The organism is Plantactinospora siamensis, from assembly GCF_042434095.1.
Classification (GTDB): Bacteria; Actinomycetota; Actinomycetes; order Mycobacteriales; family Micromonosporaceae; genus KBS50.
Genome location: NZ_JBHLUE010000034.1, coordinates 335,934 through 356,654, shown reverse-complemented (window position 1 = coordinate 356,654; position 20,721 = coordinate 335,934). Strand labels below are relative to the sequence as shown.

16 protein-coding genes and 1 pseudogene are annotated in these 20,721 nt (G+C 74.9%); 12 read left to right on the top strand and 5 right to left on the bottom strand.

The features are described from left to right. Positions 1–73 precede the first annotated feature (73 nt). Entirely contained in the window at positions 74–586 is a 513-nt protein-coding gene (locus ACFFHU_RS30715) for an MSMEG_6728 family protein (protein ID WP_377344006.1), read from the bottom strand. Between the two features lie 107 nt (positions 587–693). Here ACFFHU_RS30715 and ACFFHU_RS30710 point away from each other — a divergent pair, with 107 nt between their 5' ends. The 9 genes from ACFFHU_RS30710 (at position 694) to ACFFHU_RS30670 (ending at position 13,045) form a co-directional block, all read left to right on the top strand. Next, positions 694–2,877, top strand: coding sequence for an NAD-binding protein (locus tag ACFFHU_RS30710; RefSeq protein ID WP_377344005.1), 2,184 nt, complete (start codon positions 694–696; stop codon positions 2,875–2,877). Between the two features lie 465 nt (positions 2,878–3,342). Beyond that, the gene (locus tag ACFFHU_RS30705; protein WP_377344004.1) at positions 3,343–5,301 is read left to right on the top strand and encodes an Agd3-related carbohydrate-binding protein; all 1,959 of its coding nucleotides are present in this window, start codon (positions 3,343–3,345) and stop codon (positions 5,299–5,301) included. Beyond that, positions 5,298–6,737: a GT4 family glycosyltransferase PelF gene (pelF, locus tag ACFFHU_RS30700; RefSeq protein ID WP_377344003.1), complete on the top strand. Its 1,440-nt coding sequence runs from the start codon at positions 5,298–5,300 to the stop codon at positions 6,735–6,737. Before ACFFHU_RS30705 ends, pelF begins: the two co-directional genes overlap by 4 nt. Beyond that, positions 6,734–8,293, top strand: coding sequence for a hypothetical protein (locus ACFFHU_RS30695; protein ID WP_377344002.1), 1,560 nt, complete (start codon positions 6,734–6,736; stop codon positions 8,291–8,293). Before pelF ends, ACFFHU_RS30695 begins: the two co-directional genes overlap by 4 nt. 10 nt (positions 8,294–8,303) lie before the next feature. Further along, positions 8,304–9,032, top strand: a complete 729-nt coding sequence (locus ACFFHU_RS30690; protein ID WP_377344000.1) for a sugar phosphate nucleotidyltransferase — start codon at positions 8,304–8,306, stop codon at positions 9,030–9,032. After that, positions 9,029–9,919, top strand: coding sequence for an NAD-dependent epimerase/dehydratase family protein (locus tag ACFFHU_RS30685; RefSeq protein WP_377343999.1), 891 nt, complete (start codon positions 9,029–9,031; stop codon positions 9,917–9,919). The genes ACFFHU_RS30690 and ACFFHU_RS30685 overlap by 4 nt, the downstream gene beginning before the upstream one ends. 2 nt (positions 9,920–9,921) lie before the next feature. Continuing rightward, the gene (locus ACFFHU_RS30680; RefSeq protein ID WP_377343997.1) at positions 9,922–10,764 is read left to right on the top strand and encodes a glycoside hydrolase family 191 protein; all 843 of its coding nucleotides are present in this window, start codon (positions 9,922–9,924) and stop codon (positions 10,762–10,764) included. Positions 10,765–10,778: 14 nt separating this feature from the next. Beyond that, positions 10,779–12,080 carry a nucleotide sugar dehydrogenase gene (locus tag ACFFHU_RS30675; RefSeq protein WP_377343996.1) on the top strand — a complete coding sequence of 434 codons (1,302 nt, stop codon included), beginning with the start codon at positions 10,779–10,781 and terminating at the stop codon, positions 12,078–12,080. Continuing rightward, positions 12,077–13,045 carry an NAD-dependent epimerase/dehydratase family protein gene (locus tag ACFFHU_RS30670; protein WP_377343995.1) on the top strand — a complete coding sequence of 323 codons (969 nt, stop codon included), beginning with the start codon at positions 12,077–12,079 and terminating at the stop codon, positions 13,043–13,045. Before ACFFHU_RS30675 ends, ACFFHU_RS30670 begins: the two co-directional genes overlap by 4 nt. A gap of 8 nt (positions 13,046–13,053) precedes the next feature. Here the strand turns inward: ACFFHU_RS30670 and ACFFHU_RS30665 are convergent, their stop codons facing one another. After that, positions 13,054–14,298 (bottom strand): DUF4032 domain-containing protein, encoded by a 1,245-nt coding sequence (locus ACFFHU_RS30665; RefSeq protein WP_377343994.1) that lies wholly within the window; start codon positions 14,296–14,298, stop codon positions 13,054–13,056. Positions 14,299–14,370: 72 nt separating this feature from the next. Between ACFFHU_RS30665 and ACFFHU_RS30660 the strand changes: the two are divergent. From ACFFHU_RS30660 to ACFFHU_RS30650, 3 genes and pseudogenes are all read left to right on the top strand, one after another. Beyond that, a pseudogene (locus ACFFHU_RS30660) lies at positions 14,371–15,087 on the top strand (phosphatase PAP2 family protein); the annotation flags it as partial. A 358-nt stretch (positions 15,088–15,445) separates the two neighbouring features. Then, positions 15,446–16,111 (top strand): DUF3455 domain-containing protein, encoded by a 666-nt coding sequence (locus ACFFHU_RS30655; protein WP_377343992.1) that lies wholly within the window; start codon positions 15,446–15,448, stop codon positions 16,109–16,111. Positions 16,112–16,252: 141 nt separating this feature from the next. After that, a complete protein-coding gene (locus tag ACFFHU_RS30650) occupies positions 16,253–17,506 on the top strand; it encodes an APC family permease (protein WP_377343991.1) in 1,254 nt (417 codons plus the stop codon). Positions 17,507–17,544: 38 nt separating this feature from the next. On the opposite strand, the gene nagA is transcribed toward ACFFHU_RS30650, so the two are convergent. Genes nagA through ACFFHU_RS30635 form a run of 3 tightly spaced genes read right to left on the bottom strand, consistent with a single transcriptional unit; the run spans position 17,545 to position 20,671 of the window. Further along, positions 17,545–18,666, bottom strand: coding sequence for an N-acetylglucosamine-6-phosphate deacetylase (nagA, locus tag ACFFHU_RS30645; protein ID WP_377343990.1), 1,122 nt, complete (start codon positions 18,664–18,666; stop codon positions 17,545–17,547). Then, positions 18,666–19,742: an ROK family protein gene (locus ACFFHU_RS30640; RefSeq protein ID WP_377343988.1), complete on the bottom strand. Its 1,077-nt coding sequence runs from the start codon at positions 19,740–19,742 to the stop codon at positions 18,666–18,668. The genes nagA and ACFFHU_RS30640 overlap by 1 nt, the downstream gene beginning before the upstream one ends. Beyond that, the gene (locus ACFFHU_RS30635; protein ID WP_377343987.1) at positions 19,739–20,671 is read right to left on the bottom strand and encodes an SIS domain-containing protein; all 933 of its coding nucleotides are present in this window, start codon (positions 20,669–20,671) and stop codon (positions 19,739–19,741) included. The genes ACFFHU_RS30640 and ACFFHU_RS30635 overlap by 4 nt, the downstream gene beginning before the upstream one ends. Between the last annotated feature and the right edge of the window lie 50 nt (positions 20,672–20,721).

Sequence of the window (20,721 nt, the reverse complement as noted above, 5' to 3'; positions counted from 1 at the left end):
CTCCTGAAGGAAGGGCCCCTTGTTATCGCTTTTTGTATAGCAGGGGGCCCTTGTTAACCATCGGACCCCAGCGTCAGGGCACGGGGCGGTTCCGGCAAGCCGGCTCGCGGTCGGATGCCGGCCAGACGTACTCCAGGTCCTCGGAGCCGGCCGGGACTTCCCGCGCGGCGCCGGCGAAGAGCGGGCCGTAGAACTCCGGATCCTTGCGCAGCAGCGCGGCCCGGTGGCTCAGGTGCAGGTCATCCCGACCGAGCCACGGCGGTAGCTCGCCGGCCGCGGCCAGCTCGTACTGGCTGCGGACCGTGCTGATGCCGCAGCCGGCCGCCAGGTCCGCGGCGAGGGTGCCGGCGCAGGTGTCCGCGCGGCCCGCGGCGGTCCACGCCGCGCAGATGTCCAGGCCGTACCGGACCAGCGCCTCCTCGTACCCGGCCCACATCCGTACGGCCGGGTGATGCCGCCAGCCGTACCCGGGCCGGGTGAGCCCGCGCAGCACCTGGATGGCCTCCACCCGCTGCTTGCCGAGCCGGCGCTGGTCCAGCGCCCGGGCCGTGCGGAGGAAGTCCGGGTACGGCAGGAACGTCTGCACGCTCCCGCTCTACCCGCGCTGCGTCCTGGTTAACAGGGGGCCCTTCCTCTACAAAAAGCGATAACAGGGGGCCCTTCCTTTCGGCCGGGCCTGGCTAACATGCGCGGGTGGCGGATCCTTGGCGTGATCGGGCGCGGCGGGCTGTCGAATCGACCCGCCGGCTCCGGCCGGCGGGGGACACCCGCCCGCACTACGTGGTGTGCGGCCAGGACGCGCTCGCGTACCACGTGGTGAACGCGCTGCTCGGGGCCGAACTGCCGGGCGGCCAGCCGCGGATCACGGTGGTCGTCCCGCACCGGCCCCGGGACGACGGTCCGGAGATCCGCAAGGTCCCCGGGATCAGGCTGATCGAGGCCGAACGGCTCGACGAGCGCACCTTCCGCCGGGCCGGGCTGGCCGGCGCGGCGGGGCTGGCCCTGCTGCACCAGGACGACGTGGGCAACATCCACGCGGCGCTCTGCGCCCAGGCGGTCGAGCCGCGGCTGCGGATCGTGCTGCGGATGTTCAACACCGGCCTGGCCAGCGGGGTGCGCCGGCTGCTGCCGGACACCACGGCGCTTTCCGACGCCGCCATGGCCGCGCCGGCCTTCGTGGCGGCCGCGCTCGGCGAGGTCGACCCGACCCACTTCCGGCTGGGCGGTCGCACCCTGCACGTGGCCCGCCGCGCCGACGTGCCGCCGGAGGCGGTGGTGTGCGGGCTGGCCGACACCGGCGATCCGGGCCGGACCCGGGTGCTGCCGCCGGACCAGGAGCAGGCGGACATCGTGCTGGCCGAGGCGAACGGGGCGCCCCCGGGCACCGAGGTGGCCGCCCGGCGGCTCGCCCGGGACCGGCGCCGGCGGCGGCCGTGGCGGCTGGCGGCCCGGGCCGCCCGATCGTTCGCCACCCGCAAGATCGGGATTGCCACCCTGGCCGTGCTGGCCGTGGTGCTCGTGCTCGGGGCGGTGCTCGCCCACACCCGGCACGACAACCTGGGCGACGGGCTCTACTTCACCGTGCTCACCACCCTCAGCGGCGGCGACCTCGATGCCGGCCAGTCGCCGCTGGCCAAGATCATGCAGGTGGTGCTCACCGTCGCGGGCCTGGCCCTGGTCCCGTTGCTCACGGCCGTGGTGGTGGACGGCATCGTCAACGCCCGGCTGGCGCTGGCCACCGACCGTCTCCAGCCGCACCGCGAGGACCACATGGTGGTGATCGGACTGGGCAATGTCGGCACCCGGGTGATGGCCCAGCTGCGGGACCTCGGGGTCGAGGTGGTGGCCATCGACGCCGACCGGGACGCCCGGGGCGCTCCGGTGGCCCGCCGGCTGAACGTGCCGCTGATCATCGGCGACGGCGGCACCGAGGAGGTGCTGACGGCCGCGTCGATCGGCACGGCCCGGGCGTTGCTGGTGCTCAGCACCGACGACGTGACCAACCTGCAGGCCGCGCTGAACGCCCGGGCCGCCCGCGCGGACCTGCAGGTCGTGCTCCGGCTGTTCGACGGGGACTTCGCGGCGCGGATTCAGCGGGCCTTCAACATCGGCATCTCACGCAGCGTGTCCTACCTGGCCGCGCCGGCGTTCGCGGCCGCGATGCTGAATCGGGACGTCATCGCTACCATCCCGGTGCAACGGCACGTCCTGCTGGTGGCCCAGGTCCCGGTGGCCGCCGGGTCCGCGCTGGTCGGCTCGCCGGTACGCGCCGCCGAGCGGCCGGAGTCGGTGCGGGTGATCGCGGTCCGCCGCTCCGGTTCGGCCAACCAGAGCTGGAACCCCGACCCGGAGGAGCCGCTGGCGGCCGATGACCTGCTGACCGCGGTGGTCCGGCGGTCCGGGCTGAGCTGGCTGCTCAAGCAGGCCCGCCCGTCCGCCGACCCGCGCCCGGGCGCCCAGCCGCCCCCGGGCGCCCAGCCGCCCCCGGGCGCCCAGCCGCCCCCGGGCGCCCAGCCGCCCCCGGGCGCCCAGCCGCCCCCGGGCGCCCAGCCGTTCCCGGGCGCCGATCCGCGCCGTGGCACCCAGCCCCCGCCGGGCGCCCAGCCGCCCCCGGGCGCGCCGCCGTCCCCGGGCGCCGATCCGCGCCCGGGCACCCAGCCGCCGCCGGATGTCGGCCGGCGCCCGGACGCCGAGCCGCCGCCGGATGTCGGCCGGCGCCCGGACGCCGAGCCGCCGGCGGGCGCCGGCCGGCGCCCGGGTGCCGAGCCGCCGGCGGGTGCCAAGCCGCCGGGGGGCACCGAGCCGCCGGGGGGTGCCGAGCCGTCGGCCGGTGGCGAGCCGCCGGCGGGGGCCGAGCCGCCGGCTCCCGGCGGGTGAGGGAGCGCCGCAAGTTACCCTCCGGAACGGAAGTTCCGCGCACTGAAGAGCCTTCCTTCAATGCAAATTCCATATCGTCGTGAACGCGTTCCCTGATCCTGTTCGACATTCGTGAATACATCCGAACTGACGGCTTGCCGACACGCCGGCCGGCCGTCATGGTGCTATCAATAGGGAGCTGATCTGTGCTGCGGGCCGTCGATCTTCCCTGCCTTCTTGGCGGCATTGATGCAGGTCAGCCAGTCGACAGTGACGCCGACTGAATGCTGCAACCATTATTCGCGGCTATCGAGAAAAGCCGCCGATAGACGAAGCGGGCCGTCTATGCGTTCAATTCAACTCACGGCACTTTCGGTTGCCCTGATATTGGTGGTGGGCACCGGTTTTGGCGCTCCGGCGCAGGCCAGGGCCACGAATTCCCGCACGCTGGCCGTCCGGCCGGCCCGTCCGATCGGACCCCCACCCGTGGCACGATCCCGGCCCAGCCCACCGGTTCCCCGCCCGTACGGCGCCGCACCCGAGGTGGCGCTGCCGGCCCCGTACGCCGGCGCGGGACCGGCCGGACGGGTGGCGCTGCGGGCGCTGGTGGTGGCGATCGACGACACCGACCCCGGCCTGGCGGTCTGGCGCAGCACGCTGGACCGGGTCGGCGCCGCGTACGACGTGCTGCGCACCCGCACCGACCCGCTGGCCGCGCAGACCCTGGTGCGGCCGGACGGGGCCGGCCGGTACAACGCCATCCTGCTGACCAGCGCCGACCAGCTCTACCCGAGCGGGGACGGCTACGCCAGCGGGCTCGACGCGGACGAGTGGGCGGTGCTCTGGGCGTACGAGCGGGACTGGAGCGTCCGGCAGGCCGTGCTCTACGCGGCCCCGGGCGGCGGGCCAGACGACTACTGCCTCGAGCCGCGCGGCGAGGGTGGGGTGGGCGAGACGCCGCTGTACGCCCAGCTGACCACCGCGGGCGCCGGCGTCTTCGACTACCTGGCCGCGGCCGTCCGCGTCCCGATCACCAACGCGTACGTCTACCGGGCCGGGCTGCGATCCGGCTGCGCGAGCCAGCCGGTGCTGCGGGCCGGCCAGGACGTGCTGGGCGTGCTCGGCACCGCAATGGACGGGCGGGAACGGCTGGCCCTCACGTTCAGCTCCGACCAGCACCAGCTCTCGGCGGACCTGCTGGGCTACGGCCTGTTCCGGTGGGCCAGCCGCGGGCTGTTCCTGGGCGAGATGCGGCACCACCTCAACGTCGACGTGGACGACTGGTTCAACGGGTCGGTGCGCTACCAGATCCCCGGTGCGCCGCCCACCAGCCCGACCGTCCGGCTGACCGGGCACGACGCGTACAACGCGTACCAGCGGCAGGCCGCGCTGCGGGCGCGCTACCCGCTGGCCGGCGGCCTCACCCTGAACCTGGCCTTCAATGGCGGCGGCGCGGACCTCGCGGCCGGGCGGACCTGCTACCCGTCCGGCGGCGAGGCACAGCTCACCAGCACCTCCCGGTGCCTGGCCGGGCAGTTCCGCTGGATCAACCACACGCTCGCCCATCCCGAGCTGAACGACACCGACTACGCCACCACCCGGGACCAGATCGCCGGCAACCTGACCGTCGCGGCCACCCTCGGCCTGCGGACCGACGCCACCATCCTGAAGACGCCGGAGTACTCCGGGCTCGGCGTCTACAGCGAATCCGGCGGCTCCGACGTGCTGCCCCCGGTGGACCACGGCCTCGCGGCTTCCAATCCGGCCCTCATCCAGGCGGCCACCGAGCTGGGCGTGCGGGTGCTGCACGGCAACATGTCGTTCCCCAGCCAGGTGCCGCCGGTGTTCAACGGCGGCATCCCGCACCCGCTGGCCCCCGGCATCCTGGTGGTGCCGGACTGGCCGACCAACATCGCGTACCACGTGACCAACCCGGCCGAGGAGACATCCTTCTACAACTCGTACTACGGGCCGGGCGGCCTCTTCCCGTACTGGCCCCGGGACCTCAGCTACCAGGAGGTCATCTCGGCCGAGATCGACGTGGCGTTCGCGCACGTGGCCAGCGGCTCGATCTACACGCACACGTTCCACATCGCCAACCTGAAGGACTACGGCGAGGGCCGGACGCTGGTGACCGACTACCTGGACAGCCTGCTGGCCCGGTACACCAGCTACTACCGGGTCCCGCTGATCAACTCGGACTGCTCGCGGATCGCCGAGTACGCCCGGCTCCGCAACAGCCACGCGGCCACCCTGGCGGCCGGGGCGGACGCCGTGCTGGACCGGAGCACCGGGCGGGTGACCGTCACGTCCCCGGTGGCCGGGCAGCTGATCGTGAGCGGCGCCCAGACCACCGGCGCCACCAGCTACGGCTCGGACATCTCCGCGGTGCTCACGCTCGCTCCGGGCACGCCGGTGACCTTCGCCCCCCGGGAGCGCCGGTGAGGATCGCGCTGGTGTCGGAGGGCACCTACCCGTACGCGCTGGGCGGGGTGAGCGTCTGGTGCGACCAGCTCATCCGCGGGATGCCGGAGCACCGCTGGGAGATGGTGGCGCTGGTGGTGGACGGCACCGAGACGGAGATCTACGAGCGACCCGACAACCTCGCGGCGGTGCGTCCGGTCCCGCTGTGGGAGGCGCGCCGCGGCGGCGGCCGGACCCGGCCGGATCCCTGCTTCCCGGCCATCTACCGGCCGTTCGTCGAGCAGTTCCTGGCGCCGCTGCCGCCGGACGGCGCCGCGGCCGCCCGGTTGGGCCGGCGGTTCTCCAGTGCCCTCCGCTCGCTGTACGAGTACGGCCGCGCCCACGACCTGGGCACGGCGCTGACGTCCAACGCCGCGCTCAGCGTCCTCACCGACGTCTGGCGGAGCCTGCGCACCGAGCGGTACGACGGTCGGCTCACCCTGGCCGACGCGGTGGACACGGCCAACCTCATCGAGCACATGCTGCGGCCGTTGTCCGCCCGGCCGGTCGAGGCCGACGTGCTGCACGCCGCCATGAACGGCCTCAGCATCCTGCCCGGCCTGGTCGCCAAGTGGCATGGCGGGACGCCGTTGGTGCTCAGTGAGCACGGCATCTACCTGCGCGAGCGTTACCTGGCCGAGCTGGGCGCGGGCGTGACGCAGCCGGTCAAGGTGGCGCTGCTGGGCTTCTTCCGGGCGCTGGCGTCGGCGGCGTACGCGACGGCCGACGTCATCGCCCCGCACTCCCGCTACAACCGGCGCTGGCAGCTGCGCAACGGCGCCGACCCGGGCCGGCTGTGGACCATGTACAACGGGGTCGACCCCGCCATCTTTCCGGTGGCCGGCACCGAACCCGCCGAGCCAACGATCGTCTTCATGGGCCGGATCGATCCGCTCAAGGACCTGCACACGCTGATCCGCGCCTTCGCCGAGGTGGTCCGGCAGCTGCCGGACGCCCGGCTCCGGATTTTCGGCAACGTGCCGCAGGAGAACCTGGACTACCGGGACGCCTGCCTGGACCTGATCGGACAGCTGGGGCTGGCCGGCCGGGCCGTGCTCGAAGGGCGGATCGAACAGCCGCTCGACGCGTACCGGTCGGGGCACATCGTCGCGCTCACCAGCATCTCCGAGGGTTTCCCCTTCACGGTCATCGAGTCCATGGCGTGCGGCCGACCGGTGGTCTGCACCGACGTCGGCGGGGTGGCCGAGGCGGTCGGCGACGCCGGGATCGTGGTGCCGGCCCGGGACGTGCCGGCGATCGCGGCGGCCTGTGTCACCCTGCTGACCGACCACGACCAGCGGGCCCGGAGGGCCACGGCGGCCCGGTCCCGGGTGCTGGAGCACTTCACCCTGGCCCGATGGAACGACGAGTACCGCCAGCTGTACGACAAGCTGGCCGGCGCCGGGACCGTCGAATGACGGCCACGCTGTCCACCTTGGACCCGCTGGACGAGCTGGCCGACCGGCTGTCGCCGCGGCTGGTCCGGCCGGTGGACGCGCTGGAGGTGGCGGCCACGCTCGAGTCGGCCGGTGTCACGGACCGGGCCGCCGCGGTCACCTACCGGCAGCCCGACGTCTTCGCGCTCGGCGAGGAGCTGCTGCACCGGGTGCGCCGCCGGTCCGGCCCGCCGGTCCCGCGCGCCACACCCGCCGGCGGCGGGCGGCGGGCGCTGGCCGACCTCTCGCACGGCGGCCTGTACCTGGTGCCCCTCGCGCTGTTCCCGCCGCTCGGCGAGCTGCTCCGGCCCTGGCCGGTGGCCGTGGTCATCGCGACCGGGGCGCTGGGTTGGGTGTGGTCCGGCGGCGCGGCCTGGGTGGCCTACCAGCTGCTCGGGCGGGGATCGATGGATCCGGCGGTCCGCTGGCTGCGCCGGTGCCTGCTGGCCGCGCTGCCGGTGGCGGCCACGCTGGGGGCGCTGGTGGGCGGGCTGGTAGGCGGGCTGGCGAGCTCGCCGGCCGGCCTGCGCGCGGTCGGCGGCGCCGCGCTGCTGGCCGCCGGCCAGATCTCGTACCAGATGGCAATGACGCTGGCCCTGTTCCGCCACCGGGAGCGCTGGCTGCTGCTCGCCATGGTCCCGGGCGTGGCCGCCAGCGTGGGATACCTGCGCTACGGCGTACCCGGCGCTCCGATCGCCACCGCGGTGGTGGCGGCCTCGGTGACGACCGGCCTGCTGCTGGTGGCCCGGTGCGGCCGGCCCGACGCCGGCGGCGTGGCCGGGGCCGGCCGCGCGGCCCGGCCCCGGTGGCGGGCCCGGCGCGGCGGCACGGCCGGGGCCGGAGGTGCGGCGCGGGCCCGGTGGGGCCGGCGCGCCGGCGCGGTCGGGGCCGGCCGCGCGGCCCGGCGGCGCGGCGGTCTTCCGGTCGCCGGTCTGCCCCGCGGCCAGCGCCGGGAGCTGCCGACCGTGCTGCTGTCCACCGGGCTCACGGCCGCGGTGCTGATCTACGCCCAGAGCCGCTACCTCACCGGCGACCACCAGGTGCTGTACGCGGCCATCCCGCTCTATGCCGGGATGGGTGTGGTGGAGTGGCGGGCGCGGCGCTACACCGAGGGCGCCCGGGAGCTGCTGGACCGGCTCACCGACCCCCGCCGGTTCGCCCGGCGGGCCTGGACCGGGCTGCTGGGCGGCCTGGTGCTCAGCATGTCGGCGCTGGCCGCCCTGGCGGCGCCGCTGCTGGTGGCGCTGCGCGGGATGGGCCTGCTGAGCCCGGCGGCGGTGACGATGGCCGCGGCGCACGTGGCGTTCGGCGGCGCCTGCTTCCTGGCCTTCATCCTCGCCGGCCACGCCCGGTACGGCCGGCTGAGCTGCGCGTTCGGCGCCGCGTTCGGGGCACACGCCGGACCGGTGGCCGCCGTGGCGGGGCTGCGCGGTCCGGTGCCGGACACGGTCGTCTTCCTGGGGAGCGTCGTACTCCTGCAGGCGCTGCTGTTGGTGTGCCTGGCCGATCTGGTCGGCCAGGCGTGGCGGTACAGGTGAGGAGGCACAGATGCACGCGGTGATTCTGGCCGGCGGTAAGGGCGTCCGGCTGCGACCGTTCACCACGGCATTACCCAAGCCGCTGGTGCCGATCGGCGACAGTCACGTGATCCTGGACATCCTGCTCCAGCAACTCGGCCGGTACGGGTTCCGCTCGGTGACCCTTGCCATCAACCACCTCGGGCCGCTGATCAAGGCGTTCGTGGGCGACGGATCCACTTGGGACCTGCGGGTCGACTACGTCGAGGAGACCGTCCCGCTGTCCACCGTCGGTCCGCTGTTCCACCTGCGGAACCGCCTTCCCGAGCACTTCCTGGTGCTGAACGGGGACGTGCTCACCGACCTCGACTTCGGCGACCTGCTGCGGGCGCACGAGGCGTCCGGCGCCCCGATCACCGTGGCGAGCGCGCCGCGCAGCGTACGCATCGACTTCGGCGTGCTCGACGTGGCGGACCGGACCATCACCGGGTTCACCGAGAAGCCGAGCCTCGACTATCGGGTCAACATGGGCCTCTACGGCCTGTCCCGGCGCACCCTCGAGCCCTATCCGGCCGGCCTGCCGTTCGGGTTCGACCAGCTGATCCTCGACCTCCTGGCCCGGGGCCAGCGGCCGGTCAGCTACGACTTCACCGGCTACTGGCTCGATATCGGGCGCCCGGAGGACTACGACGAGGCCAACCACAGCTTCGACCGGCTGCGCCACCTGCTGCTTCCGCACTACTCGAAGGAGAGGGTATGAAGGTCATCCTGTTCGGCCGGTCCGGCTTCATCGGCCGGCACGTACGCGCGGCCCTGGCCGCCGACCCGCGGGTGGCGGAGGTCCGCTGCCCGGGGCGGGACGAGTGCGACCTGGCGGCCGTCGCGGTCGACGAGCTGACCGCCATGATGGACCGGGAACGGCCGGCCGCCGTGGTCAACTGCACGGGCCGGGTCGCCGGCACCGGCCCCGAGCTGCTCCGGGCCAACGCCGAGGTGACCGCCAAGCTGATCGAGGCGATCGCCGCCGCGGCCCCGCGCGCCCGGCTGGTCCGGATGGGCTCGGCCGCGGAGTTCGGGCTGGTGCCGACCGATCGGGCGGTCACCGAGGACGATCCGGCGCTGCCGGTCAGCGAGTACGGCCTCAGCCAGTTCGCCGGCACCCGGCTGCTCGAACTGGCCTGCGCGGCCGGCCGGATCGACGGGGTGGCGCTGCGCGTGTTCAACCCGCTGGGGGCCGGGCTGCCCGAGGCCAACCTGCTGGGCCGGGCCGCGGCCGTGATCCGGCGGGCGCAGCGGCTCGGCGACACCGAGATCACCCTCGGGCCGCTGTCGGCGTACCGGGACTTCGTGGACGTGCGGGACCTCGCGGCGGCCGTGGTGGCCGCGGTGTGCGCCGGCCCGCTGCCGGCCCGGGTGTTCAACGTGGGCAGCGGGCGCACGGTCGCCAGCCGGGAGGCCGTGCGGCTGCTCGCCGAGGCGGCCGGGTTCACCGGCCGGATCCGCGAGGAGGAGGCGCCGCCCGCCCGCTCGGCGGCGGTGCCGTGGATCCAGGCCGACATCTCCCGGGCGCGCCGCCTGCTCGGCTGGTCGCCGGAGCACGACCTGGCCTCGTCGGTCAAGGCCGTGCTGGCCGGTACGGAGGGTTGACCGTGCCGGGCCGGCCGGCGTTCACCCAGGTCCGCGACTGGGCGTACCAGTTGCAGGCCTACGCCGGCGACGGCGTGTCCGAGCTGGTCGGCTCCGCGCACCAGCTGGTGGTCATCGACCTGGCGCGGGACGCCGGCAGCGACTGGTTCACCGCCGCCGAGACCGGCCGGCTGCGCGCGGCCGGCAAGTGGGCGCTGGCCTACTTCGAGATCGGCAGCATCGAGGAGTACCGGCCGGAGTATCCGGTGCTGCGCGACCGGTACCCCGGGCTGATCCTGAACCGCTGGCCGAGCTGGCCGCAGGAGCACTTCGTGCGGTACTGGGACGAGCGCTGGTGGGACCTCGTCGTCCGGCCCCGGGTCGACCAGGCGATCCGGGCCGGCTTCGACGGCGTCTACCTGGACACCCCGCTCGCGTACGAGGAGATCGACCTGGCCCTGGTGCCGAGGGCCACCCGGGACTCGCTGGCCTGGTTGATGGTCGGCCTGATCGGTCGGCTCAGCCGGTACGCCAAGGAGCACAAGCCGGGCATGCTGGTGGTCCCGCAGAACTCCCCGGAGCTGCGCCGCTGGCCCGGCTACACCTCGTCGATCGACGGCATCGGGATCGAGGAGCTCTACTACCGGGCCACCGATCTGCCGTGCACCGCCGACTGGTGTGCCACCAACCTGGCCAACGTCCGGGCCCTGCGGGCGGCCGGCAAGGCGGTGCTGGCCGTCGACTACGCCACCAACCCGGCACACATTCGGCACGCCTGCGACCGCTACCGGGCGGAGGGCTTCGCCGGCTACGTGACCACCGTTGATCTCGATCGGCTCAGCGGAAGCTGCCCGAGCGGCGGTTGAGAAGAGGAGGGAACATGCCACAGACAGTCGGAGTGGTCGGGATGGGGTACGTCGGCCTGACGCTGACGGCCGCCCTGGCCAGCCGGGGATACACCGTGCACGGGGCCGAGATCCACCCCACGGTGCTCGAGGCGCTGTCCCAGGGCCGGCCGCACATCTTCGAACCGGGCGTCGAGGAGGTGTTCCGGGAGCTGCTCGGCAGCCGCATCTTCGTCGACGCCGAGCTGCCGAAGGGCGTCGTCGAGGTGGCGGTCATCAGCGTCTCGACGCCGGTCGACGAGCAGACCAACCTGCCCAACCTGAGCAACCTCGCGGCCGCGGCCCGGCAGGTGGCCGGCAACTGCGGCCCGGAGACCCTCGTGGTGGTGCGCAGCACGGTCCCGGTCGGCACCAGCCGGCGGGTCGTGCTGCCGGCCCTGGTCGAGGCCTGGGGCCGGGCCCGGCTGGTGATGGCGCCCGAGCGGACGATCCAGGGGCAGGCGCTGCGCGAGTTGGTGGAGCTGCCGCAGGTGGTCGGCGGCCTGGACGAGGCCAGCCGGGCGGACGGGCTGGAGTTCTTCGCCGGGCTGGCCGCCCGGCTGGTCCCGGTGTCCAGTCTGGAGGCCGCCGAGCTGGTCAAGCTCGCCAACAACTGCCACACCGACGTGACCTACGCGTACGGCAACGAGGTGGCGCTGATCGCCGAGCGGCACGGCCTGGATCCGCTGGAGGTGATCCGCGCCGCCAACCTCGACTATCCCCGGCCCGACCTGGCCCGGCCGGGGTACGTGGGCGGCGGCTGCCTGTCCAAGGACCCGTACCTCATGCTGGGCAGCGCCGGGGCGCGCGAGCCATTCCTGATCGGCCCGGCCCGGCGGCTCAACGAGCACCTGCCGGTGCACGTGGCCGGCCGGGTGGTGGAGCTGATCCGGGCCGAGCTGGGGCGCAGCGAGGGCGCCCGGCTCGCGGTGCTGGGCTGGGCGTACAAGGGCTGGCCGCCCACCGACGACATGCGCGGCACGCCCATCGCGGCCATGATGCCGGTGTTCAGCGCGGCCGGCCTGGTGGTCTCCGGGCACGACCCGCTGGTGGCGCCCGAGGTGATCCGCCGGTACGGGGGCGACCCGGTGAGCCTCGACAAGGCGTTCAGCGAGGCGGACGCCGTACTGGTGATCAACGATCATCCCGACTACCGGGCGCTGGAGGTCTCGTCCCTGCTCGCGGCCGGCCGGCCACGGCTGGTCTTCGACTCGTGGCGGGTGCTCGACGAGGCGGCCGTGCGCGCGGCCGGGGTCCGGTACGCCGGCATCGGCTACCTCGCGGCGGCGGGTTCGTGAGGGCGCTGCTGCTCGGCGGGGCCGGGTTCGTCGGGCTGCACCTCGCCCGGCGGCTGCTGGCCGACGGCTGCTCGGTGACGATCGTCGACGACTTCTCGCGGGGGCGGGCGGACCGGGAGTTCGACCTGCTCGCCGCCGACCCCCGGGTCGACGTGCGGGCGGCCGACCTGACCGACCCGGCCGGCTGGGCGGACCTGCCGCACGGCTGGGACCAGGTGTACCTGCTGGCCGCCGTGGTGGGGGTGCGCAACGTCGAGTCGGACCCGGCCCGCGTGGTCCGGGTGAACTCGCTGGCCGCGCTGCACGCGGTGGACTGGTTGGCGCCGGGGGACCGGGTCTTCTTCGCATCGACCAGCGAGGTGTACGCCGGCGGTGTCGACCTCGGCGTCGTTCCGGTGCCCACCGCCGAGGACGTACCGGTCGTGCTGGCCGACGTCACCGCGCCCCGGTTCGCGTACGCGGTCAGCAAGCTGCTCGGCGAGGCGGCGTTCCTGCACGGCGCCCGCGCCCGGGGGTTCTCCGCCGTGGTGGGCAGGTTCCACAACGTCTACGGCCCGCGGATGGGGGCCGACCACGTCATCCCGGAACTGTCCCTGCGGGCGCTCCGCGGCGAGGACCCGTTCCGGGTGTACGGGGTGAACCAGCACCGGGCGTTCTGCTACGTCGACGACGCGGTGGAGGCGATGGTCCGGCTGATGCGCGCCCCGGCCGCGGCCGGTCGGATCGTGCACATCGGCGACGACACCGCGGAGACGAACATCGGCGACCTGGCCAAGCTGGTCCTGGAGATCAACGGCACCAGCCCGGCGCTGGCGGCCGTGGCCGCGCCGGCGGGCTCGGTGGCCCGGCGCCGTCCGGACCTGCGGCTGCTGCGCGAGCTCACCGGATACCGTCCGGCGGTCCCGCTGGCCGAGGGGGTACGCCGCACCTACGAGTGGTACCGGGAGTGCTGGCCCGGGCGGTGAGGGACGCCTCAGCCCGCCGGGGTCTCGGCGCCGATGCCGGCCGGGACCTCGGCGCCGAGCACCGCCTGCTCGTCGGGGCGGTGCTCGAGCACGTCGGAGAGGTAGGAGTGGACCGCGGGCGCCATCCCGACGTCCCGGCCGGACTGCTCGGACAGCAGCCACTTGTGCTCGATGATCTGCGCGAAGATCTCCTGCGGCTCCAGCTTCCGGCGCAGCCGCGCCGGGACGGCCCGGACCACCGGCTCGAAGACCTCGGTGAGCCACCGGTGCGCCGCCTGCTCCTCGTCGGTCAGGCTGCTCTCCGCCCGGTACGCGTCGAGATTGTTGAGCAGCTGGCGGGCCTGGTTCTCCTCGGCGTCCAGGCCGGTGAGCCGGAGCAGCCGCCGGCTGTGGTGTCCGGCGTCGACCACCTTGGGTCGCACCAGGTAACGCCCGTCGTCGACCAGCGACATGGCCACCTCGGCCACATCGAACCCGAGGTCGTTGAGCCGGCGGATCCGGCCCTCGATGTCGTGCCGGTGGTCGCGTTCGATCTGCTGCTCGTAGGTGATCTCGTGCCAGAGCCCCTCGTACCGGCGGACCACCTCCTCGCAGACCGTCTCCGGGTCGATGGCGTCGTGCAGCAGCCCGGCCGCCTGGAGGTCGAGCGCCTCGCCGAAGATGTTCACCCGGGCGATCTCCAGGTCCTCGCCGCGCTGCCCGGCCGAGAGCCGGCCGTGCAGGGCGCCGGTCTCGGCATCCACCAGATAGGCGGCGAAGGCGCCGGCGTCCCGCCGGAACAGCGTGTTGGACAGCGAGCAGTCGCCCCAGAAGAAGCCGGTGAGGTGCATCCGGACCAGCAGCACGGCCAGCGCGTCGAGCAGCCGGGTCATCGTCTCCGGGCGCAGCGTGTGCGAGAACAGCGCCCGGTACGGCAGGGAGAACTGAAGGTGCCGGGTGATCAGCACCGGGTCCAGCGGCTCGCCGTCCGGGGCCTGCCGGTCGGCCACGATGGCGACGGCCTCGACGGACGGGAAGTCGATCCGCTCCAGGCTGCGCAGCAGGTTGTACTCCCGCTCCGCGACCCGCTCGCCGGTCTCCTTGACCGCGTACACCGTGTCGCCGAGCCGGACGAACCGCACCACATGGCGCGAGATGCCCTGCGGAAGGGCCACCAACTGGTCCGCCGGCCATTCCTCAAGCGGGGCCGACCACGGCAGGTCGAGCAGCGCCGGGTCGATGAGGGCCGAGGTGATGCGCACGGGGACAAGCATGACGCCTGCGGCGGGGGAGCGCCGCACACCGTGGCTGGGACCACATTCGCCGCCGGCCGGTAGCGTGGTCGCGTGCGACAGAACCAGGGGGTACGGCGGCTGCGGGCCCGACCGGTCCGCCCGGCCGGATGGTGGTTCGACCTGGTGCTGCTCGCCGCCTTCGTCGCGCTGACCGTCGCGCTGGCCACCGGCCACCTGTACGGCGTCGACCGCGCGGTCGCGGACTGGGCCGCCGCGCACCGGCCGGCGGCCGGATACTGGATCGCCCGGGTGCTCAACACGCTCGGCCAGGGCGGACTGATCCTGATGCCGGTGGCCGCCGTGCTGGGCGGCCTGCTCGTCCTGCGTACCCGATCGGTCCGGCCGGCCCTGGTGTTCGGCGGCGCATTCGTGCTGCTCTATCTGGTGGTGGGGCCGCTCAAGCTGTGGACGGATCGGGCCGCGCCCAGCGCCACGGTGAAGAAGCCGTACCTGTCGCAGGCGGACGCCGTCCGCCTCTTCCACACCCCGGGCACGTACGGGCTGTCGTACCCGTCGGGCCATCTGGCCAACGCGATCGTCTGGTACGGCGCGATCGCGCTGCTGCTCGCGGCGCTGTTCCGGGCCTACGGCCGGGCCGCTCCGCCGGCGCTGATCCGGGCCGTCCGGGCGCTGCCGCCGGCGATCCTGCTGGTCACCACGACCTATCTCGGCTGGCACTGGCTGACCGACTCGGTGGCCGGCCTGCTGCTGGGCCTGCTCCTGGGCCGGCTGCTGAGCCGGGTCCCCTGGGACGACGTGCCGCTGCCGGCCGCCCTGCGCCGCTGGGACCGCCCCGCGGTCTTGGCGCCGCCCGCCGCACCGGCACCGGCGAAAGGGACGGCCTGGGAGTCGACCTCGATGCCGGGGTCGGCCTCAATGCCGGGGTCGGGGCCGCGGTCGGGGTCGGGGTCGGGGTCGGGGTCGGGGTCGGGGTCGGTCGAGGATGGCGCCCGGGCCGACTGACCGGCCTCCGGCAGGCGGGCGTGGGCGGGCGCGAGTGGTGGCCTCTCCCGGCGCTGGCAGTCGGCCGACCGGTTCCGATGTCACGCGCAGTGACCTCAGGCTCCTGTCGGTATGCCGACTGTCGAGGTGCCCGGCTCGCCGGGCGGCTCTACGTTTTCTCGTCATGACTATCGGTGAATTCGTTCGGGCCCGCTGGGCTCGGATCGTCGGCATCGGCCTGGCGGCCGTGCTGGTCGTCGTGGGCGGCCAGCAGGCCGGTCTGGCCGCCACACCACGGGGCTTGCCCGCACCGCCGGCCGCCCCTGCCGTGCCTGCGGCCGGTGCGCTGCCCGCCGTGCCTGCGGCCGGCCCGGCCATGCCCGCCCAGCCGGGGAACCAGTCGGTGAGCGTGCCGCCGGCCCTCGATCCGCCGCCCGGGCAGGTGCTGCGGGCGCGGTTCTTCGCGGCCGGCACCCAGGTCTACCGGTGCGCCGACGGGGCCTGGACGTTCGTCGAACCCGCAGCCAACCTCGTCGGCTGGCAGACCGACCCGGTACGGCCGCGGACCGCGATCCACTTCCGGGGGCCGAGTTGGGAGTCGACCGAGGACGGTTCGCTGGTCGAGGCCCGTGCCGTGGCCTCGGTGCCGGCGCCGGCGCCGGGGACGATCCCGCAGCTGCTGCTGCAGGCGACCGCCAACCGCGGCACCGGGATCTTCGGGCAGGTCAGCTACGTGCAGCGGCTGGCCACCAGCGGCGGCGCGGCACCGGCGGGCGGCTGCGCGGCCGGCGCCACGACCGGCGTGCCCTACCGGGCCGAGTACCGGTTCTACGTTCCGGGTTCCGCCTGATCATCCGCGATCTGGACGGGGGACCGGACAGATCGAGCGCCGCTGGCCGGAGCCGGGCGGGTTTCGTCGTGGCACTCCGGTCTGATGGCGCTGCCCGTCGGGGTATGACGCGCCCGCGCCCAGCCCCGTAAGGTCAGCGCCGTGGATCAGCTGGCGCGGCGGCTCGGCGTACCCGATGCCGTGGTGATCGGCCTCGGCTCGATGCTGGGCGCCGGCGTCTTCGTGGTGTTCGCCCCGGCGGCGGCCGCGGCCGGGGGGTCGGGCCTGCTGCTCGCGCTGGCGCTGGCGGGGTTCGTGGCGTTCTGCAACGCCACCAGCTCGGCCCGGCTCGCCGCCCGGTACCCGGAGTCGGGCGGCACCTACGTGTACGGCCGCGAACGGCTCGGCGGCTTCGCCGGATTCCTGGCCGGCTGGAGCTTCGTCACCGGCAAGACCGCGAGCTGCGCGGCCATGGCGCTCACCATCGGCGCGTACCTGTGGCCGGCGCACGCCCGGGTGGTGGCGGTGGCCGCCGTGCTGTTGCTCACGGCCGTGAACCTGCGCGGGATCGGCAAGACGGCCGGCGCCACCAGGGCGCTGGTGGCCGTGACGCTGGCGGTGCTGGCGCTGGTCGTCGTCGTGGGCGGGCTGACCGGCGCTGCCGACCCGGCCCGGATCGGCGACCTGGCCGGCACGCCGCCGCGCGGCGTGCTCACGGCCGCCGGGCTGCTCTTCTTCGCGTTCGCCGGGTACGCCCGGATCGCCACGCTGGGCGAGGAGGTCCGGGAACCGGAGCGGACGATCCCCCGGGCCGTGCCGCTGGCGCTCGGCGTCGTGCTGGCGGTGTACCTGGTGCTGGCCCTGGTGACGCTGTCGGTGCTGGGCCCGGCGCGGTTGGCCCGGTCCGCCGCTCCGCTGGCCGATGTGGTGAGCGCGGCCGGCCAACCGGGGCTGGCCTGGGTGGTCCGGGCTGGCGCGGTGGTGGCGGTGACCAGCGTGCTGCTCGCGCTGATCGCCGGGGTGGGCCGGACCACGCTGGCCATGGCTCGCCGCCGCGACCTGCCGGCGGCGCTCGCGGCCGTGCACCCGCGGCACCGCGTCCCGCACCGCGCCGAGCTGGCGGTGGCCGCCGTGGTGATCACGGTGGTCTGCCTGGGTGGCCTGCGCGGCGCCATCGGCTTCTCCAGCTGCACGGTGCTGGTCTACTACGCGGTGACCAACGCCGCCGCGCTGACCCTGGAACCGGAGCCGGGTCGCCGGCTCCCGGTCCGGGCGCTGGCCGTGCTGGGCCTGGCCGGGTGCGTCCTGCTCGCGGTCAGCCTGCCGCCCGGCAGCGTGCTGGCCGGCTTCGGCGTGCTTGCCGCGGGCGCGCTGGCCTACCTTCTCCGGCGCCGCCTGGCCCGTCCGGCCGGGTGACGCCGGCCGCGCCCCGCGCCGGCAGGTCCGGCGGTCGGTCAGTCCACCCAGGCGCCGGCCCGCATGACCCGGACCACCTGCAGGTTGTCGTCCAGCACCACCAGGTCGGCGCGCCAGCCGGGGAGCAGCGAGCCGAGCTGGCCGTCCAGGCCCAGCGCCCGGGCCGGGGTGGCCGAGGCCATCCGGCTGGCGTCCGGGATCGCGATGCCGGCCGCGACCGCCCGGCGCAGCGCGGCGTCCATGGTGAGGGTGCTGCCGGCGATGGCGCCGGGGCCACCGTCCGGCTGCCGCAGCCGGGCCACCCCGTCGGTCACCACCACGGCCTGCCCGCCGAGCTCGTAGTCGCCGTCGGTCATCCCGGCGGCCGACATGGCGTCGGTGATCAGGGCAGCCCGGTCCGGGCCGGTCACCGAGGCCGCAAACGAGAGGGTGCCGTCGTGCAGGTGCACCCCGTCGGCCACCAGCTCGCACACCACGTCCGGGGCGGCGAGGAGCGCGTACACCGGTCCGGGCTCGCGGTGGTGCGGGGTCCGCATGCCGTTGAAGACGTGCGTGCCCACCGTGGCGCCCGCGTCGATGGCCGCCCGGGTCTGCTCGTACGTGGCGTCGGTGTGGCCGACGGCGGCCACCACGCCGCGGGAGACCAGCAGCTTGATGGCGTCCAGCGCGCCGTGGCGCTCCGGGGCCAGGGTGACCATCCGCACCGTCCCGCCGCCGAGGTCGAGCAGCTCGGTCAGCTCGTCCGGATCGGCGTCGCGCAGGTGCTCGGGGTGCTGCGCCCCGCACCGCAGCTCGGAGAGGTAAGGCCCCTCGTAGTGGATCCCGGCGAGCACCCGCTCGGCCACCAGCGGCGCGTACGCGGCGGTGGCCGAGCGCATCGACTCGGCCGGGGAGCTGACCAGGCTGGCCAGCAGGGTTGTGGTGCCGTGCCCGAGGTGGAAGTCGGCGGCCCGGCGAGCGGACTCCGGATCGCCGGTGGTGAAGGTGTGCCCACCGCCGCCGTGCGTGTGCATGTCGACGAAGCCGGGCACGATCCAGTGGCCGTCGCGGATCGACGGGTACTCGGCCACCGCCGTGATCCGCTCGCCGTCGATCTCCACGCAGCCCTGCCGGATCACCCCGGAGGGCATGACCACCTTGCCGGCCACCCGCAGCACCATCAGGAACTCTCCAAACCGTCCAGAGCAAGCAGTGCGGCGCCGAGGCACCCCGCCTCGTCGCCGAGCGCCGCGCCGACCAGCGCCGGTTCCCGGTGGAAGGTGAGCCGCCGGGCCAGCGCGGTGCGCAGCGGGCCGAGCAGCTGTTCGCCGGCCTCGGCCAGCCCGCCGCCGACGACGATCACCGAGACGTCGTAGAGCGTCTGACCGGCGAGCAGGCCGTCGGCGAGCGCATCCACCGTATCGCGCCAGACGGCGACGGCCGCCGGGTCGCCGGACCGGGCTCGCGCGGCCACCTCGGCCGCGGTGATCGGCGGGCCACCGGCGACCGCGACCGGGGCGGCGGCCTCCGGAGCGCCGGCGTCCTGGGCGCCGGCGTCCTGGGCGCCGGCGTCCTGGGCGCCGGCGTCCTGGGTGCCGGCGTCCTGGGTGCCGGCGTCCTGGGTGCCGGTGAGCTGGACGCCGGCGGGCTGGGCGCCGGTGCGGGCCGCGTAGCCGCGCGCCACCGCGGCCGCCGACGCGACCGCCTCCAGGCAGCCGCGCTGGCCGCACCCGCAGGGCGGCCCGTCGGGGCGTACCACGAGGTGGCCCAGCTCACCGGCGGCGCCGTGCGCGCCCGCGGCGGCCGACCCGCGCACCACGTGCGCGGCCGCGATCCCGGTGCCGACCGCGACGAACAGCACGTGGTCGTGGCCCCGACCGGCGCCCAGGCGCGCCTCGGCGAGCCCACCGGCCCGCACGTCGTGGCCGAGCGCCGCCGGCAGCCCCAGGTGGTCGCGCAGCAGCCCGCGCAGCGGTACGTCCCGGAAGCCCACGTTGGCCGACCAGGCCGCCACCCCGGTGGCCTCGTTCACCACGCCCGGCACCACGATGCCGGCCGCCACCGGGGTCCAGCCGCGGTCCCGGGCGGCGTCGGCCAGGCCGGCCGCGACGGTCCGGATGGTGTCGACGACCGCGGCCGGCCCCCGGGCCGCCAGCGTCGGATGCCGCTCGGTGTGCCGGGCCACGCCGTCCGGCGAGACCAGCGCGGCCTTGATCCCGGTGCCGCCCACGTCGAGCGCGAGGACGACGTCGGTCATCCGGGCAGCACCACCGAGCGGGCCAGGTGTCGGGGCCGGTCCGGGTCCAGCCCGCGGCCGGTGGCCAGGGCCACCGCGAACCGCTGGGCCAGCACGAGGTCGGCCATCGGGTCCAGCGGGGTACGCCCGGCCGCCCAGCGGCCGAGCACGGTGTGCGAGCCGTGGGTGCGGCTGTGCAGGAAGGTGGCGCCGGTGGCGCCGACCTCGTCCGGCAGGCCGGCCGGCACCGGGCCGAGCGCCCAGACCAGCCGGTCCGGCCCGGCCACCGCGATGGGCCCGTGCCGGTAGTCCATCGCCGGGTACGCCTCGGCCCAGAACCGGGCGGCCTCCCGGCACTTGAGCGCGGCCTCCTGAGCCAGCCCGACGGTCCAGCCGGCGCCGAGGAAGGTGACCTGCTCGATCCGCGCCGGGTCGACTGGAAGCGGGCAGCGCACGGCCACCTCGGCGTCGGCGGCCAGCGCCGGGACGTCGTCGCCCAGGGCGGCGCGCAGCAGCGCGAGAACGCTGGTGGCGAACCGGGTCTGCAGCACCGAGCGCTCGTCGGCGAACTCCAGCGCGATCGTCGCGGTCGCCAGCTCGGCCGCCGGCGCGGCCGGATCGGCCACCAGCAGCGTGACCGGGGTGCGCCCGCGTACCGTCCGGAGCAGGTCGATCACCTCGGTCGTGGTGCCGGACCTGGAGATGGCCAGGATCCGGTCGTACCGCCGGCCGGCCGGGAACTCCGACGCCTGGAACGCGTCGGTCTCGCCCTGGCCGCGGCCCTCGCGTAGCCCGGCGTACGCCATGGCCATGAACCACGAGGTGCCGCAGCCGACCACGGCCACCCGCTCGGCGGGCCGGGGCAGGTCGGCCGCCGCTCCCGGGGCCAGCTCGGCCGCGCGCAGCCAGCACTCCGGCTGGCTCGCGACCTCCGCATCGACGTACGTCATCCATGCTCCTCGCGGGCGTTCGCCGGTGTACCCGTGCGCGGGCTTGCTGC

Excerpts from the sequence above, each read along its gene's own strand:
- ACFFHU_RS30635 (WP_377343987.1), bottom strand. The coding sequence starts at position 20,671 with ATGACGTACGTCGATGCGGAGGTCGCGAGCCAGCCGGAGTGCTGGCTG.
- ACFFHU_RS30655 (WP_377343992.1), top strand. The coding sequence starts at position 15,446 with ATGACTATCGGTGAATTCGTTCGGGCCCGCTGGGCTCGGATCGTCGGC.
- ACFFHU_RS30665 (WP_377343994.1), bottom strand. The coding sequence starts at position 14,298 with ATGCTTGTCCCCGTGCGCATCACCTCGGCCCTCATCGACCCGGCGCTG.
- ACFFHU_RS30675 (WP_377343996.1), top strand. The coding sequence starts at position 10,779 with ATGCCACAGACAGTCGGAGTGGTCGGGATGGGGTACGTCGGCCTGACG.
- ACFFHU_RS30690 (WP_377344000.1), top strand. The coding sequence starts at position 8,304 with ATGCACGCGGTGATTCTGGCCGGCGGTAAGGGCGTCCGGCTGCGACCG.
- ACFFHU_RS30695 (WP_377344002.1), top strand. The coding sequence starts at position 6,734 with ATGACGGCCACGCTGTCCACCTTGGACCCGCTGGACGAGCTGGCCGAC.
- ACFFHU_RS30640 (WP_377343988.1), bottom strand. The coding sequence starts at position 19,742 with ATGACCGACGTCGTCCTCGCGCTCGACGTGGGCGGCACCGGGATCAAG.
- nagA (WP_377343990.1), bottom strand. The coding sequence starts at position 18,666 with ATGGTGCTGCGGGTGGCCGGCAAGGTGGTCATGCCCTCCGGGGTGATC.
- ACFFHU_RS30685 (WP_377343999.1), top strand. The coding sequence starts at position 9,029 with ATGAAGGTCATCCTGTTCGGCCGGTCCGGCTTCATCGGCCGGCACGTA.